The 14,684-nt window shown below is 69.6% G+C and carries 18 protein-coding genes and 1 tRNA gene; 4 read left to right on the top strand and 15 right to left on the bottom strand.

The features are described 5' to 3' along the window. Position 1 precedes the first annotated feature (1 nt). The 4 genes from RJT50_RS07465 to RJT50_RS07450 all read right to left on the bottom strand — a co-directional run bounded on the left by RJT50_RS07465 (position 2) and on the right by RJT50_RS07450 (position 4,995). Entirely contained in the window at positions 2-460 is a 459-nt protein-coding gene (locus RJT50_RS07465; protein ID WP_313695517.1) for a PH domain-containing protein, read from the bottom strand. 51 nt (positions 461-511) lie between these two features. Next, positions 512-889 (bottom strand): hypothetical protein, encoded by a 378-nt coding sequence (locus RJT50_RS07460; RefSeq protein ID WP_313695515.1) that lies wholly within the window; start codon positions 887-889, stop codon positions 512-514. 357 nt (positions 890-1,246) lie between these two features. Then, positions 1,247-4,048 (bottom strand): ATP-dependent helicase, encoded by a 2,802-nt coding sequence (locus RJT50_RS07455; RefSeq protein ID WP_313695514.1) that lies wholly within the window; start codon positions 4,046-4,048, stop codon positions 1,247-1,249. A 125-nt stretch (positions 4,049-4,173) separates the two neighbouring features. Continuing rightward, positions 4,174-4,995, bottom strand: a complete 822-nt coding sequence (locus tag RJT50_RS07450) for a helix-turn-helix transcriptional regulator (protein ID WP_313695511.1) — start codon at positions 4,993-4,995, stop codon at positions 4,174-4,176. A gap of 146 nt (positions 4,996-5,141) precedes the next feature. Here RJT50_RS07450 and RJT50_RS07445 point away from each other — a divergent pair, with 146 nt between their 5' ends. The 3 genes from RJT50_RS07445 to RJT50_RS07435 all read left to right on the top strand — a co-directional run bounded on the left by RJT50_RS07445 (position 5,142) and on the right by RJT50_RS07435 (position 7,298). Then, on the top strand, positions 5,142-5,567 hold the full coding sequence (locus RJT50_RS07445) for an ester cyclase (RefSeq protein WP_313695508.1): 426 nt from the start codon (positions 5,142-5,144) through the stop codon (positions 5,565-5,567). Positions 5,568-5,640: 73 nt separating this feature from the next. Beyond that, positions 5,641-6,399, top strand: a complete 759-nt coding sequence (locus RJT50_RS07440) for an MBL fold metallo-hydrolase (protein WP_313695505.1) — start codon at positions 5,641-5,643, stop codon at positions 6,397-6,399. Next, positions 6,396-7,298 (top strand): DMT family transporter, encoded by a 903-nt coding sequence (locus RJT50_RS07435; protein WP_313695502.1) that lies wholly within the window; start codon positions 6,396-6,398, stop codon positions 7,296-7,298. Before RJT50_RS07440 ends, RJT50_RS07435 begins: the two co-directional genes overlap by 4 nt. 13 nt (positions 7,299-7,311) lie before the next feature. Here RJT50_RS07435 and RJT50_RS07430 read toward each other — a convergent pair whose 3' ends face one another. Beyond that, the gene (locus RJT50_RS07430; RefSeq protein ID WP_313695499.1) at positions 7,312-8,046 is read right to left on the bottom strand and encodes an isopentenyl phosphate kinase; all 735 of its coding nucleotides are present in this window, start codon (positions 8,044-8,046) and stop codon (positions 7,312-7,314) included. Then, positions 8,043-9,059, bottom strand: coding sequence for a mevalonate kinase (gene mvk / locus RJT50_RS07425; RefSeq protein WP_313695497.1), 1,017 nt, complete (start codon positions 9,057-9,059; stop codon positions 8,043-8,045). Before mvk ends, RJT50_RS07430 begins: the two co-directional genes overlap by 4 nt. A 485-nt stretch (positions 9,060-9,544) precedes the next feature. On the opposite strand from mvk, the gene RJT50_RS07420 reads away from it, so the two are divergent. After that, complete coding sequence (locus RJT50_RS07420; protein ID WP_313695496.1) at positions 9,545-9,895, top strand: hypothetical protein; 351 nt, start codon at positions 9,545-9,547, stop codon at positions 9,893-9,895. Between the two features lie 99 nt (positions 9,896-9,994). Here RJT50_RS07420 and rpsB read toward each other — a convergent pair whose 3' ends face one another. The 9 genes from rpsB to RJT50_RS07375 all read right to left on the bottom strand — a co-directional run bounded on the left by rpsB (position 9,995) and on the right by RJT50_RS07375 (position 14,683). Further along, complete coding sequence (gene rpsB / locus RJT50_RS07415; RefSeq protein ID WP_313695494.1) at positions 9,995-10,786, bottom strand: 30S ribosomal protein S2; 792 nt, start codon at positions 10,784-10,786, stop codon at positions 9,995-9,997. Further along, positions 10,783-11,994: a phosphopyruvate hydratase gene (gene eno / locus RJT50_RS07410; protein WP_313695493.1), complete on the bottom strand. Its 1,212-nt coding sequence runs from the start codon at positions 11,992-11,994 to the stop codon at positions 10,783-10,785. The genes rpsB and eno overlap by 4 nt, the downstream gene beginning before the upstream one ends. Continuing rightward, a complete protein-coding gene (locus RJT50_RS07405) occupies positions 11,991-12,182 on the bottom strand; it encodes a DNA-directed RNA polymerase subunit K (protein ID WP_313695490.1) in 192 nt (63 codons plus the stop codon). The genes eno and RJT50_RS07405 overlap by 4 nt, the downstream gene beginning before the upstream one ends. Then, the gene (locus RJT50_RS07400; RefSeq protein ID WP_313695488.1) at positions 12,179-12,373 is read right to left on the bottom strand and encodes a DNA-directed RNA polymerase subunit N; all 195 of its coding nucleotides are present in this window, start codon (positions 12,371-12,373) and stop codon (positions 12,179-12,181) included. Before RJT50_RS07400 ends, RJT50_RS07405 begins: the two co-directional genes overlap by 4 nt. Before the next feature lie 12 nt (positions 12,374-12,385). Further along, on the bottom strand, positions 12,386-12,784 hold the full coding sequence (locus tag RJT50_RS07395) for a 30S ribosomal protein S9 (RefSeq protein ID WP_313695487.1): 399 nt from the start codon (positions 12,782-12,784) through the stop codon (positions 12,386-12,388). Continuing rightward, on the bottom strand, positions 12,778-13,257 hold the full coding sequence (locus RJT50_RS07390; protein ID WP_313695486.1) for a 50S ribosomal protein L13: 480 nt from the start codon (positions 13,255-13,257) through the stop codon (positions 12,778-12,780). The genes RJT50_RS07395 and RJT50_RS07390 overlap by 7 nt, the downstream gene beginning before the upstream one ends. Next, positions 13,254-13,610 (bottom strand): 50S ribosomal protein L18e, encoded by a 357-nt coding sequence (locus RJT50_RS07385; protein ID WP_313695484.1) that lies wholly within the window; start codon positions 13,608-13,610, stop codon positions 13,254-13,256. The genes RJT50_RS07390 and RJT50_RS07385 overlap by 4 nt, the downstream gene beginning before the upstream one ends. Positions 13,611-13,711: 101 nt before the next feature. Next, a tRNA-Leu gene (locus tag RJT50_RS07380) sits at positions 13,712-13,796 on the bottom strand. Between the two features lie 137 nt (positions 13,797-13,933). Continuing rightward, positions 13,934-14,683 carry a DNA-directed RNA polymerase subunit D gene (locus tag RJT50_RS07375; protein WP_313695482.1) on the bottom strand — a complete coding sequence of 250 codons (750 nt, stop codon included), beginning with the start codon at positions 14,681-14,683 and terminating at the stop codon, positions 13,934-13,936. Between the last annotated feature and the right edge of the window lies 1 nt (position 14,684).

Raw genomic sequence — 14,684 nt, 5'->3', positions numbered from 1 at the left:
CTCAGACGGCGTCCAGCTCGCTCTCGGTCGCGAGATCGCGCAGTCGCTCGCGGAGGCTCCGGGCGCGCTCCGGCGTCAGTCCGGGGATCGAGATGTCCGCGCCGCGGGTGCCGGCGGTGTAGACGACGACGCTCGCCAGGCCGACCGCGCGCTCGACCGGCCCGCGTCGGGTGTCCACGTGCTGGACGCGGACGAACGGCACCGAGGTGTCGGTCCGCGTCAGCACGCCGCGAACGAGATACAGCGAGTCCTCTCGCACCTCGAACCGCCAGACGCGGTAGCGGAGGAGCGCGAGCACGACGCCGGCGATCGCCACGAGCGCGACGACGGCGACGACGAGCGCCCGGGGGACCGGGAGGTCGAACCGCAGGAGGCCGTAGCCGATCACGGCGAGGACGCCGGCCGTGACGAGCGTGCCCGCGATCCAGACCAGACGGACGCGAGAGTCGAGTGTCTCCATGGGCGTGGGTTCAGACGCTCCATCAAAAGGGTGAGGGGTATCGGCGCTCGGTCACGTGGCGTTCGCGGCGGTCCCGGTCACGTTCATGTACACCAGTCCCGAGAGGCAGCCGACCGGGATGGAGACCCACCACGTGAGAACGAACGCCAGCGCGACGAGCGCTGCCGAGAACTCGGCGGCCTCCACGAGGGTCCCACCGGTCAGTGAAAGGACGGCTCCGGCGGCGAGCACTCCCGCGAGGAGGACGAGCGACACGAGATACGTCGCGATCGCTCCGAGCCCGCCGGCAACGATGCCGGCGAACGAGGAGGCCGACGGCGACAGCCGCCAGCCGACGACGCCGAGGAGAAACGCCGACGGCACGACGAGCGGGAGCGCGAGGGCGGGAAACAGGAAACTCGCGATCCAGTCGTCGCTCGGCCCTCCCACGGCATACGCGCTCAGCACGATGCCGTACAGGACGGTCGCGAAAACCGCCGCGGAAGCGGCTGCGTATCCGGCGCCGACGTCGGGGCGATCTGCGCTGGGAAGACGACCGGGGCCGTACCGTTTACAGGCCTTTCGAAGCGTCAGCCGAAAGGAGGGCAGCATACGTAGACATCAGACGAAAAACAGATAGCCTTTGGGATCGAGCTTCCGATCAGGAAGCGGACACGCTTTCCGGCTGAGTTCCTCCGGGGTCATGGCATCCATCCCGACGTGAAATTCCTCGCCACCGTCGGTGTCGTCGCGAGGCGACCGCGGTGCTCGCCTCGACCACGTCCCCGTGTTCCGAGAGCGAGCGGTTCAGTCGTCGCCCTCGATCTCGGCCAGCGCGCCGTCGCTCGCGTCGTCGCCGAGTTCGTCCATGACGCGCTCGTGGAACTCCTGGAGCACGGCCGACTCGTCCTCGGCGAGCACGACGTCGCTCGCCATCAGCGTCGCCAGGCCGAACGCCCGGGGCGACGGGCTCTCGACCTCCCGGTCCACGACGTCGATCTCGCCCGCCTGCACGCGGCCGAGCACCTCCCGGACGCCCCCGAGGTTCAGTTTGTCCTCGGTGATCTCGCGGTACGTCTCCTCCATCACCGCGAACGAGTCGAGGTCCCGCGCGAACGAGATGAGCATCTCCGAGGACACCTGCTGCTGGGCGGCCGACTTCTCGTACCCCTTGTACCGCTTGAGGATCATCAGCGCCCGCGTCGCGTTGATGCGGAAGTAGCGCTTCAGCAGGTCGGTCCCGTCGAGGGCCGCACGGAGGTCCGGAAGGACCTCGTCTGGATCGAGCTCCTCGATGACGCCCGGCACGTCCACCTTCCGGTTGAGCGGCATCGAGACCGTGAAGCCGTTGTCGGCGACCGCGACCTGGACGTTCGTGTTCGCCCGTCTCGTGCAGTGGTACGCGACGAGCCGCGAGAGGCCGTCGTTGAACTCGCGGCCGTAGTTCGAGTGGACGTAGTAGTGCCGGCGGTACTCCTCCCGGTCCAGTTCGACTTCGATCGCCAGCCTGTCGGGCGTCGACACCGACTCCCGGCCGGCGTAGCGAACCTGCTCGTCGAACGTCCGCGCGAGGGCCCGCACCGAGTTCTCGTCGAGCGGGAACTCCCGGAGCCACTCGCGGGCCGCGGGCTGGCCGCCGTCCTCGAGCCGGTCGAGGACCGCCGCCTGGAAGTCGAGCACCTCCCGTCCGAGGTCGTAGCTCAGCGGGAGCCGTTCGGAGTACCACGACGGGACGGTGGGCCGGGCGCTCGAGGGGTCGACGCGGACCTTCGAGCCGCGCCGGTAGCGGTACTCGTAGGTGCCGCCGCCGAGCTGGAACACGTCGCCCGGCTCCAGCGTGTCGAGGTAGTTCTCGTCCAGTTGTCCCACCCACTCGTCGTCGGCGCGGGTGTAGACGTCGCAGGTGAACGAGTCCGGGATGGTGCCGACGTTCGTCATGTAGATGACCCGTGCGAGCCGGCCGCGTTTTCCGATCAGGGGCTCGCCGACGTCGTACTCGGGGTAGTGGTGCTCGCCGTCGGGCGCGTCGTTCGTGTCGCGCCAGACTTTCGCGTACACGTTCCGATCCTCCATCCCCTCGTAGCCGGCCGTGAGATACCGCATGAGTTCCTCCCAGTCGCAACCGTCGTAGTTCCGGTACGGGTACGCCCGACCCAGCGTCTCGCGCAGGTCCGACTCGCGCCACACGTCGTTGATCGCCATCCCGTACACCTGCTGGGCGGCGACGTCCCGGGCGTTCTCGGGGACGAACACGCGGTCGACGAACCCCTCCTCGGCCTTCCGCAACATTACCGCACACTCGACGAGTTCGTCGCGGTCGAGCGCGACGACCCGCCCCTCGACGGTCTGCCCGAGGCGGTGGCCGGCGCGGCCGACGCGCTGGAGCAGCGAGGCGACCGACTTGGGGGAGCCCACTTGGACGACCAGGTCGATGTGGGGCATGTCGATGCCGAGTTCGAGCGACGTGGAGGAGGTGACGACGTCCACGTCGCCCGATTTCAGCTTCGCCTCGATCGACTCCCGCGTCCCCTTCGACATCGACCCGTGGTGACAGCCGGAGTTGTCCCCGTCGTACGCGTCGAACCGCTCGCGGAGGGTGCCGAGCACCCGCTCGGCGCCCGACCGGGTGTTCGTGAAGACGAGCGTGTTCTCGTGGTCGCCGATCAGGTCGTGGAGGCGGTCGTAGAAGCGGTCGGTGACGACGTCCCGGGGCGTGCCGATGAGGTCGTCGGTCGGACACTCCAGTCGGAGGTCGAACTCGCGGACGAACCGGGTGTCGACGATCTCGTACTCGCGTGGCTCCCAGTCGCCCGCACCTCCACCGGCACCGGAGTTTCCCGCCGTCCGTTCGCCCCCCACGAGGAACTCGGCCATCGTCTCCAGCGGCTCGACGGTCGCCGAACAGCCGATTCGCGTCGGCGATCCCTCGCACATTCGTTCGAGCCGTTCCAGCGAGACCGACAGGTGCGTGCCGCGCTTGTTGCCCGCGAGACTGTGAATCTCGTCGACGACGACGTACTCGACGCTCGCCAGTTTCTCCTTGAACTTCGGGGAGTTCAGCAGGATGGCGAGCGTCTCGGGCGTCGTGTTGAGGATGTGGGGCGTCTCCTCGAGCATCCGCTGTCGCTCGCTGTCGCTCGTGTCGCCGTGGCGGATGGCGTGGCGGATCTCCGTCTCGTGCCCGTCGGCCGCGAGGTTCTCCTTGATGCCGGCGAGCGGGCGTTCGAGGTTCCGGTGGATGTCGTTGGCGAGCGACTTGAGCGGGGAGACGTAGAGGCAGTACACCGCGTTGTCGAGCCCGTCCGCTCGCTCGCGCTCCCGGCGGTAGAGGTCGTTGATGATCGCGGTGAAGGAGGCGAGCGTCTTGCCCGACCCCGTCGGCGAGCAGATGAGGCTGTTCGTCCCCTCGCGGATGAGCGGGATCGCCTCGCGCTGTGGCGGGGTGAAGAAGCCGCCGTTTCCCGGGACGTACTCGCCGAACTGGTCGACCCACCACTCCCGGACCGACGGTTCGAGCAGGTCGAGCACGTCGCCGTCCTCGACGGGAACCGACGCGGGGTCGAAGCCGTAGTCGATCCCGGACGTCGCGAGCAGTTCCCGTCCTCGCATTGGCGAGGGGACGTGGCGAGCGGGTAAGTGGGTTGTGCCGACGCCGGAAGTGAAATCGAGCGGGAGCGGCGCCGGACGAGCGCGGTGACGGCTCGGGCTACACCGGGGGCGATCCCGTAGCGGAATCAGGACTCCGGCGGATCCGGCCCCTCCGGCGACATCAGTTCGGCGTCGACCGGGTCCGATTCGGCCCGGAACTCCTCGTACAGTGACTCCGTCCACGAGACTACAGCCGGCACCTCGCTCTCCAGTAGCCCCTTGACGATCACGTCCTCGCCGGCTTCGTTCTCGGTGCAGAGCCAGAGGAGCGTCCGCCCGTCGACGATGTGCACGTTGAGGGGGACGTGGCCGTCGTACCGATACATTCGGGATGCGATACCCCGCCAGCGTGCCGCCCGATCCTCACTCTCCCGGACGACGTCGAGAAAGCTGGCTTCGATGACGCCCTCGTATGCCAGTTCGTCGGCGACGACGCGGTCGCGGACGACGCTCATGAGTTGTGGAAGCGAATTCTGCGTGAGGCCACGGTACGAGTCCGCCTCCCGAACGAGCTTCAGCGCCCTATCGAACGGGGCGGTCGGATTACCGTCCGTCGGCGTGGTGACGGTCGCGCCCCGGAAGTGACGGAAGTCGAGTTCGTACGCGGGGTCGGGAAGCCACTCGATGGCGGGACCGAGGTGCTTCATCCCGGCCGTGGTCTCCAGGTAGCCGCGGAACTCCGCCACCCACAGTTCACCCGACGTTGTGAGGTCGTAGCGGCTCCCCTCCGAACTGACCCACCCGCGGTCCTCGGCCGCGGCGAGGTTCCTGGCCACCGTCGAGCGGGGGATTCCCGTCGTCTCCTGAACCTCGCGTCGGGTCGCCGACCCGTCCGCGAGCGCCTCCAGGACCCGCACACGGTTCGCGGAGTTCGCCAGGAACCGAACGCCCTCGAGCGCGCCGCCCATGTCATTTATTACCACGCCGTCGCGTAAAAGTCCCCCGGGCAGGACATCCATCGGCGTGTGGGCCCACTGCCGTCCACACCGTGGGAACGCTCCCACGGCGTAACGCTAAGCGGCGCTGCGCCCCAGTAACACACGGTGGCTCACGGATGTCTAAGATCGAAGCGAAACCCGAGCCGATCGTCGATGCGTACGTCACGGCATGGAACGAACGGGAGTTCGGGAGGCTACCGGACCTCGTCTCCGAGTCCGTCGTGGCCCACAACCCGACCGCACCCGGGGGCGCCCTCCACGGACGGGAGGACCTGGAGGCGTTCATGCGGGGAATCCTGTCCGGCTTCCCCGACTTCCGGGTGACGGTTCACGAGATGCTGTCGAGCGACGACGTGGTGATGTACGAGGCGACGCTCTCGATGACCCACGAGGGCGAGTTCCAAGGGATCGCACCGACGGGACGGACGGCCGAGGTTCGAGAGATGGCAAGCTATCGCGTCGATGACGGGAGGATTCAGGAGTACCGGACCTGCTTCGACCGACAGGAGACGTTCGAACAGCTCGGACTCGCAGACGGCTGAGGCCGACCGACCCCGGCGTCCCCTCCTCGCACCAACCGCCACGGCTATCCGACGCGCCGCCGGACCCGATGACATGCGCGTCACGTTCCTCGGCACCGGCTCCGCGATGCCGCTGGCCGAGCGGGTCCAGACGGGGCTCCTCCTCGAACCCGCGGCCGACGACGGCGGGCCGCTCCTGGTCGACTGCGGTGCGGGCGTCCTCCACCGGCTCTCCCAGACAGATCCCGGCTACGAGGCCGTCTCGACGGTGCTGCTCACCCACCACCACCTCGACCACGTCTCGGACCTGCTCGCGTTGCTGAAGGCCCGCTGGCTCGCGGGCGAGGACCACCTCGAGGTCGTCGGGCCGACGGGAACCAAGGCGCTGGTCGACGACCTGCTCGGCGTTCACGATTATCTCGACGGTCGCGTCGACCTCCAGGTCCGGGAGATCCACCCGAACGAGCCGTTCGCCGTCTCCGGCTTCGAGGTCGCCGCGCGGGAGACCCGCCACTCGATGCCGTGTCTCGCCTACCGGTTCTCCGAGCCCGGGAGCGACGACGAGTTCGTCTTCTCGGGCGACACGGAGGCGTTCGAGGGGCTCTCGACGTTCGCCGACGGCGCGAAAGTGCTCGCGCACGACTGCTCGTTCCCCGACGAGGTCGACGTCGACAACCACCCGATCCCGAGCCAGCTCGGCGCGGCGCTTTCCGGATACGACGTCGGGCGACTGTACCTGACGCACCTCTATCCGCACACCGAGGGCCGTCACGAGGAAATGATCGAGAGCGTACGCGAGCGGTTCGACGGCGACGTTCGGGTGGCGCGCGACGGTCTCCGGTTCGAGGTGTGAGCGACCTCGGGGACTGGACTGGCTTTCTCGCGCTCGCCGCGGTCTGGGGAACCGCGTTCGTGGCGACGAAGGCGGCGCTTCCGGACTTCCCACCCGTACTGCTCGCCGCCCTGCGGTTCGACGTTGCGTCGGTGCTCCTGTTCGCGCTCGCGTTCGCCACCGGGCGGTCCATCCGCCCCGATGGCGCCGGCGACCTTCGGCCCATCGCAACGGGCGGGCTGTTCAGCATCGGCGCGCACCACGCGCTCCTGTTCAGCGGCCAGGCGTACGTGACGAGCGCCGTCGCCGCGACGCTGGTCGGTCTCATCCCCGTGCTCACGCCGATGGCGACGCGGGTCCTCCGTCCGGACGAGCGGCTGGACGCCGTCAGCGCGGCCGGCGTGGTCGTCGGGTTCGCCGGCCTGCTCGTCGTCGCGAGGCCTGAGCCACGGGCGCTCGCGTCGAACGCCGGTGCGCTGTTCGTGTTCGGCTCGGCGGTCGCGTGGGTGCTGGGCGCGGTGACGACCCGGGAGGACGGGGCGACGCTCTCGCCGCTCCCGATGCAGGCCTGGATGGCGTTCGTCGGTGCCGCGTCGCTCCATCTCGCGGCGGTCGCCCTCGGGCAGGGCTTCGGCGACGTGACCGCGACAGCCGAGAGCGTCGGCTGGCTCGTCTACCTCGGCGTGGTTCCCGGCGCGGGCGGCTTCCTGCTGTACTTCCGGCTGCTCGACAGGCTCGGTCCGATCCAGGCCGGGATGCTGGAGTACGCCATCCCACCGTTCACCGCGCTGTTCGGCTGGCTCGTGCTCGACGAGACGGTGACGTGGGACACCGTCGCCGGGTTCCTGCTCATCCTGCTCGCGTTCCTCGTCGTGAAACGACGGTCGCTGCGGTCGGGACTGCGACGCGCGTTCGGGTGAGCGGGGCGTCGGCTCAACCGATCCTGGTTCCCGGCTCGCCGCCCGCCAGGAACGCCGCCAGCGCGTCGGGGCCGAACACGTGTGCCGGCGCGCCCAGGTCGAGCAGTTCCCGCACCTTGCCGGCCATGCCGCCGCTGACGTCCGTGGCGTCGCTCGCGCCGAGCAGGTCCGCCACCTCCTCGAACGAGTCGATCTCGGGGACCACCGCGTCCTCGGCGTCCAGCACGCCCGGGACCGTCGAACAGACGCCGACCCGGTCCGCGTCGAGCGCCGACGCGAGGTGTGTCACCAGTTCGTCGCCCGAGAGCACCGTCACGCCCTCGCCCGCGTGGACGACGCCGTCGCCGTGGAGCACGGGGACGAACCCTTCCTCCAGCATCGTTCCGACCTGGTCGGTCGGCATCGAGAGGGTCGCGTGTTCGTCGCGGGCGGCCGCCGAGAACGGGTGGACGGGGAGCGCGGGCACGTCGTGTTCGTGGAGCCGACTCAGGACGAACCGGTTGAGCGTCGTCATCGCGCCGTGGACGTCCATGATCGCCGCCGTGTCGTGTGACCCCTCCGTCGTCGAGACGCCGTGGGCCGAGGCGTGGTGGTGGCCGAACGAGCCGCCGCCGTGGACGATCACCAGGTTCTCGACGTCGGCCGCCGCGATGGCAGCCGCGAGCGCGTCGAGCGCCCGCCCGTCCAGCGTCTCCGGGCTGTCCTTCTCGGTGATCACCGAGCCGCCGAGCTTCAGGACGACCGTCATGGCTCCTCGACGCGCACCCCCTCGGTCGCAAGTTCCGCGCGGAACGATCTCTCACAGCCCGGCGTGTAATCGAGCGCCGTCTCCGTCCCGCCGGTCTCGTCGAGCGCGACGATGCAGCCGCCCCCGCCCGCGCCGGTGAGTTTCGCGCCGTGGGCGTCGGCGTCGCGGGCGGCCCAGACCATCGCGTCGAGCGAGCGGGAGGAGACGCCCAGCGCCGACAGCAGGCCGTGATCGAAGTTCATCAGACGACCCAGTTCGGCGAGCAGGTCCGGGTCGGCCTCCCCGTCCGGGTCGGCCTCGCGGAGCACCTCGGTCCCTTCGCGGACCACGTCGCCGATGGCCGCGACGGTGTCGGCCGCGAACTCGTACTCGTCACGAAGCGCCCGGACCCCGGCGACGAGTTTCCCGGTGTCGCCCGCGCCGCCGTCGTAGCCGACGACCAGCGGCAGTTCCGGCGCGTCGATGGTCCGGCAGTCCGCGCCCTCGACGCGGACGGCCCCGCCCATCGTCGAACAGAACGTGTCGGCACGGGACGCCTGGCCGTCCTGTACCTCGTACTCGGCGCGGTACGCGCGGTCCGCGATCTCCTCGGGAGGGAGTTCGACGCCGAGCGAGCGGGTGCCGGCGTCGATGCCCGCGGCGACGACCGCCGCCGAGGAGCCCAGCCCCGCGCCGAGCGGGATGTCCGACTCGACGGTGACGTCGAAGCCGACCTCGGGCGCGTCGGCCGCGTCCCTGGCCTGTTCGACCGCCTCGTTGACGTAGCCCATCCCGGCCTCCACGAGCGGCGTCGGCGCGTCGATGTCCGGGTGGTCGTCGGTCCCGTCGCCCCAGGTGACGGTGAACCCGTCCAGCGAGAGGTCGGCAGCCTCGACCCGGACCCGGCCGTCCTCGCGGGGTTCGGCGGTGACACGCGCCCGCCGCTCGATGGCACAGGGGACCGCAGGCTCGCCGTAGACGACGGCGTGCTCGCCGAAGAGGTACACCTTCCCCGGCGCGCTGCAGGTAGTCATATCTCCTACTCCGGGGGAGGGGTAACAGAAGTTGCGACTCCCGCCCGCGTGCGAGCGGGAGGGACTTCTTTTCGTACTGATACCGCACCGGTAGGTTTAAGCTAGAGACGGCCGCTCTTGATGCTGTGGCGCAGCGTCGCCACTGCGCGTGTGACAGTTCGTTCGTCGCGGCTCGACCGGGGACGGGGCAGGGGGAAGGGCGCCGCGCCGCAGCCCGTGTCGACGGGCGCTCGGTCCCCGGTTCCGCGGATGGACGCTTCTCGTACGGCCGGTTCGTTCCGACCAGCGCTCGCGTTCCCACGAGCGTCGTCTCCCCGGAGTAATCGACGGCGAACGCGCCGAAACCTTCGCCAACCCGTCTTCACCGGGGAACCAACCGAACGGGACGGTGGAACCGGACGGACGGCGACTGGTTATCCCTTCCAGTTATCCAATCAAATAATCAGGCGGTGGAATTATGTGCTCCCGGCCCCGTGTCCAGTTCGATGAGTTCGACGACTCCCACCAACTCCGGCCCGACAGTGAACCGAGACCCGGACGGAAACCGGCTGTATCTCACACTCTCGGGCGCGTTCTCCACGTCGGGAGTCGTCGCCGCGATGGCCCGCGTCAGACACGCCGCAGAGCAGTGCGAGTCCGGGTTCACGGTCATCATCGACGCCCGGCAGTTCACGGCGGACGACCCGGGGGCGCTCCCCACGCTCGCCGAGTGGGAACGGGTTCTCGAGTTCGCCGGTGCTCGTGCCGTGGTCAGGGTCGGCGAGGGCGAGGCGGTGTCGAACGCCGAACGGACCGCTCCGGACAGGCGGACCGCCGAGCGGGTGCTCGCGGAGTAACGGCCCACGGGAGTTCGGTTTCGGGACGACCGGATCGACAGTGCCACGGCTACCGAGTGGTGTCGACCCCGGCGGGAGAAACTGAAAATCTGGTCCCGACTAGATCTCCGCCTCGAAGTCCTCGAGGGCGTAGGTGGGTTCGGCGCCGCGGCGGTCGAGCGTCTCGTTGGCGAGCAGCCAGTAGACGACCGACAGCGCGCGGCGGCCCTTGTTGTTCGTCGGGACGACGAGATCGACGTTGCTGAGCTGGTTGTTCGAGTCGCACATGGCGATGACCGGGATGCCCACCGTGATGGCCTCCTTGACCGCCTGCGCGTCGCCGATCGGGTCGGTGACGACCACGACGTCCGGCTCGATGTAGCCGGCGTACTCGGGGTTCGTCAGCGTCCCCGGGATGAAGCGCCCGGTGCGGGCGCGGGCCCCGATGGCCTCGGCGAACTTCTCGGCCGGGAACCGGCCGTACTGCCGCGAGGAGGTGACGAGCACCTGCTCGGGGTCGTAGTTGGCGAGGAAGTTCGCCGCCGTCCGGATTCGGCCGTCCGTCTGGCTCACGTCGAGCACGTAGAGGCCGTCGTCGCGGACGCGGTGGATGAACCGCTCCATGTCCTTCGTCTTCTGCTGGGTGCCGATGTGGACGCCGGCCGAGAGGTAGTCCTCGACCGGGATGAGGAGGTCGGCCTCCTCGTCCGGCATGACGTCCTCGTCGAAGCGCGTCTCGGCCTCGTCGGCTTCCGCGCCCTCCTCGGACTCCTCGGCTCCCTCGGAGTCGGCGGCCTCGGCCGCCTCGTCCGGCTGTGCGTTCGTCTCGGGCGCCGTCTCTGCCTCGGTCTCGGTCTCCTCGACCTCCTCCTCGGCGGGCGCCTCGTCTGTGTCGTTTTCGCTTTCGCTCATACTGCCTCCTCCGCGATGCGGATGAGTTCGTTCAGCTTGGCGGTTCGCTCGCCGCCCACGGTGCCCGTCTTGATGAACGGGGCGGCCGTGGCCACGGCGAGGTGTGCGATCGTCGCGTCCTCGGTCTCGCCCGAGCGGTGGGAGACGACGGCGTCGAGCCCGTTCCGCTGGGCCAGTTCGACCGCGTCGAACGCGTCCGACAGCGTGCCGATCTGGTTCGGCTTGATCAGGATGCTGTTGGCCGCGCCGACGTCGATGCCGGTCTCCAGCCGCTCGACGTTGGTGACGAACAGGTCGTCGCCACAGACGAGCGTCCGGTCGCCGACCCGATCCGTCAGGGCGGCGAAGCCGTCGAAGTCGTCCTCCTCCAGCGGGTCCTCGACGTACGCGAGGTCGTACTCCTCGACGAGGTCGGCCACGTAGTCGACCTGCTCGTCGGGCGTGCGCTCATCGTCGCCGTAGCGGTAGACGCCGGCGTCGGCGTCCCACAGTTCGGAGGCGGCGACGTCGAGGCCGAAGCGGACCTCGAAGCCCACGTCGTCCGCGACGAGTTCGGTCGCCTCCGCGACGAGTTCGAACGCCTCGGCGTCGTCGATGGCGGGCGCCCACGCGCCCTCGTCGCCCTTCGCGGCCGCGACGCCCCGCTCGTCGAGCAGATCGCCGACGGTCGCGTGGACGGCGGCGTTGGCGAAGACGGCCTCGGAGACCGACGGCGCGCCGACCGGCGCGGCCAGGAACTCCTGGATGTGGGTCGCCTCCTTCGCGTGTTCGCCGCCGCCGACGACGTTCCCGAGCGGCACCGGGAACGAGCGCTCCGCGTCGCGGAACGTCCCTCCGAGGTGCTGGAACAGCGGCGCGCCGAGCACGTCGGCGCCGGCCTTCGCGGCCGCCATCGAGATGGCCACCGCGCTGTTCGCGCCGATCTCGGAGAAGTCGTCCGTGCCGTCGGCCGCGCGCAGCGCCGCGTCGACGTCGCGCTGGTTGCCGGCGTGAACCTCGTCCACGAGCCGGGGAACCGCGTGCTGGCGGGCCGCGGCGATCGCCTCCCGCGGCGGGAGCTCGATCGCCTCGTACTCGCCCGTGCTCGCCCCGGACGGGGCCGCCGCACGGCCGAAGCCGCCCGACTCCGTGAGGACGTCCGCCTCGACGGTCGGGTTCCCCCGCGAGTCGAGCACGCGCCGGAGCGACACCGAGGCGATGCGCGTCATTTGCCCTCCCGCCTGACCGTGAACGGCAGGACGCCGGCGTCGTACTCCTCGGCCGCGATGAGGATGGGCTCGGACTGGTCGCTCTCGACCAGCACGGGCGCGCCGTACGCGAGCTGCAGGGCTCGTGCCCCGAGGATGCGTGCCTTCTCGTACCGGTTGTACCGGATGGCGGGCTCGTTCCCGCTCATTGGTACGGTGAGACGACGTCGACGAGGTCCGTGTGGGAGATCATCATCCGCCGGCAGCAGTGCCGGTCGACGCCCAGCTCGTCGAGGACCTCGCCGGGGTCCTCCTCGCCCTCGCGGGCGCGGGCCTTGAACTCCTCCCAGTGCTCACCGATGACCGTGCCGCACGTGAAACACCGGACTGGAATCATCATGGATGGATCACCTCAGCGGTACGACTTCTGGTAGCGGGCGCGCGCGCCGGGCCCGCCCCACTTCTTCGGCTCGGACTGCCGCGAGTCGTTCACGAGCAGCGAGCGGTCGAACTCCATGAACGCGTCGCGGAGTTCGGCGTCGTTGAGATACTCGACGAGCCCGCGGGCGATGGCGGTGCGGGCGGCGTCTGCCTGCCCGGCGTAGCCGCCGCCGTTGACGGCGACGTCGATGTCGACCTGCGAGCGGAGGTCCTCGCCGGCGATGCGGAACGGCTCCAGCATCTTCAGGCGGGCCTGCTCCGGCTCTGCCAGCTCGACGGGCTCGGAGTCGATGCGGACGCGGCCCTCGCCCTCGCGTACCGTGGCGCGGGCGACGGCCGTCTTCTTCTTTCCTGATGTGTTCGTTACCATGTGACGTTCGCTCCAAGGTCCTCGGCGACGTCGCCGAGGGTCGTGAACTTGATGGTCGACAGTCGGTCCAGCGAGGTCCCCTCGAGGATCTCGGCCTCGGGCGACTCGGCGTCGCCGGCGGGCGACCGCGTCGAGGCGTCGTCCGCGAACGGGTTGCCCACGTAGACGCGGACGTTCTCGAACGCCTCGCGGCCGCGGGGCTTCTTGTACGGGACCATGCCGCGGATGGACCGCTTGAAGATGCGGTCCGGCCGCTTGGGGTACTCGGGGCCACGGTCGGAGCCGAGTTCCGCGCGCGTGCGGTACGTCTCCATCGTGGCCTCCTCGTTGCCGGTGATGACCGCCCGCTCGGCGTTCACCACCGCGACGCGCTCGCCCTCGAGCGCGCGCTGGGCCACCTCGGAGGCGACCCGACCCATGATGCAGTCCCGGGCGTCGACGACGAGGTCGGCCTCGAACTCGGCGAGGCTCATCGGATCACCCGTACGTCGGACCCGTCTGGGTTGTTCGACAGCGCTTCCTCCAGGGTCACCGCGGAGCCGGCCTGGTCGATCTTCGTCTCGGCGGTGCCGGAGAAGTCGACGGCGGCGACGGTGACGTCCTTGCGGAGCACGCCCGAGCCGAGCACCTTGCCCGGCACGATGACGGTCTCGTCCTCGTTCGCGTACCGCTCGATGCGGCCGAGGTTGACCTCCGCGTGCGTGCGCCGCGGCTTTTCGAGCCGGTCGGCGACGTCCTGCCAGACGCTGGCCTCGGACGAGCGCGCGACCGACTTCAGTTCGGCGATGAGGTTCTGAAGTCTCGGATTGGTCTTGCTACTACTCATAGTGAACCTCCGTAGTGGAGTGGGTGGCCCCGTCCCCGGAGCGCCGCCCAGTCGCGGGGCGGCCGCTCCGGCTCGGAGCCGCGAGAGAAACGGAGTGGGAGTGCAGGGAGCAGGATTTGAACCTGCGGACCTCTACAGGACAGCGCCCTGAACGCTGCGCCGTTGGCCAGACTTGGCTATCCCTGCAAGCACTCCGTCGTACCGCATCCCCGGTTAAACGGCTTTCGGTCCCACCCGCCGCGGGCGCCGCGATTCGGCTCGCGGACGCGCCGCTCGTTGCGGGAGCGAACGCCGTTCGTGTGGGGGATGCGGACATGGTCACGTCAGACTGCGACCTTCGTTGCCAGTTCGTCCGCGCGGTCCTGCAGCGACTCGACCGCGCGGAGGATCAGTTCGTCGACGTCCACGGAGCCGTCCGACTCGACGTGGAAGACGAACGCGTCGGGGACGTCGGTCACCTCCAGCTCCTTGCCGGGGTAGCGGTTCGTGAGGTCGGCGTCGAACTCGTCGGTGTGGACGTACTCGCCGTCCTCGGTCTCGATGACGCCCCGGAGGATGTGAGGCTCCTCCTCGTCGAACTCGCCGCGCTCCCCGACGACCTCCACCTTCTGGAGGTGTCGGTAGCCGATGCCCACGCCGCCCTGATGTTTGGCGTGGCCCTTCCCGGTGTCGAGCACGGCGTCGGCTTCGAACTCGAGGCGCTGGCCTTCCTTCAGCTCGATGATGGGAACGTTCTCGTCGGCTGGCTGGACGAGCGAGTCGGACGTCTCGATGTCGCCCGAGTAGGCCGTGGCCGGCCCGTCGACCTCGAGCGCGACGGTGACGGTGTCACCGATCTCGTAGTCGTCGAGCGGCGTCGTCAGCGGGACGAGCCCGAGCCTGAGCGCCACCATCTCGTCGAACATCACCGACGTGTTCTCCACGAACCGGACGGTGTCGATGGATAGGGTCGGCACTTCCGCGAGGACGCTGCGCCGGATCCCGTTCGCCACGGCGGGCGTGAGCCCCCGCACGAGCAGGTTCGCGGTGCGGTCGTCCCGGGAAACCACCTCCACGTCGAATTCGTCTGCCATG

Origin of the sequence: Halobaculum sp. XH14 (assembly GCF_032116555.1) — an archaeon.
Lineage (GTDB): Archaea > Halobacteriota > Halobacteria > Halobacteriales > Haloferacaceae > Halorarum > Halorarum halobium.
Note: the sequence above shows the minus strand (reverse complement) of the source record. Positions and strands in the feature narration are given on the sequence as shown.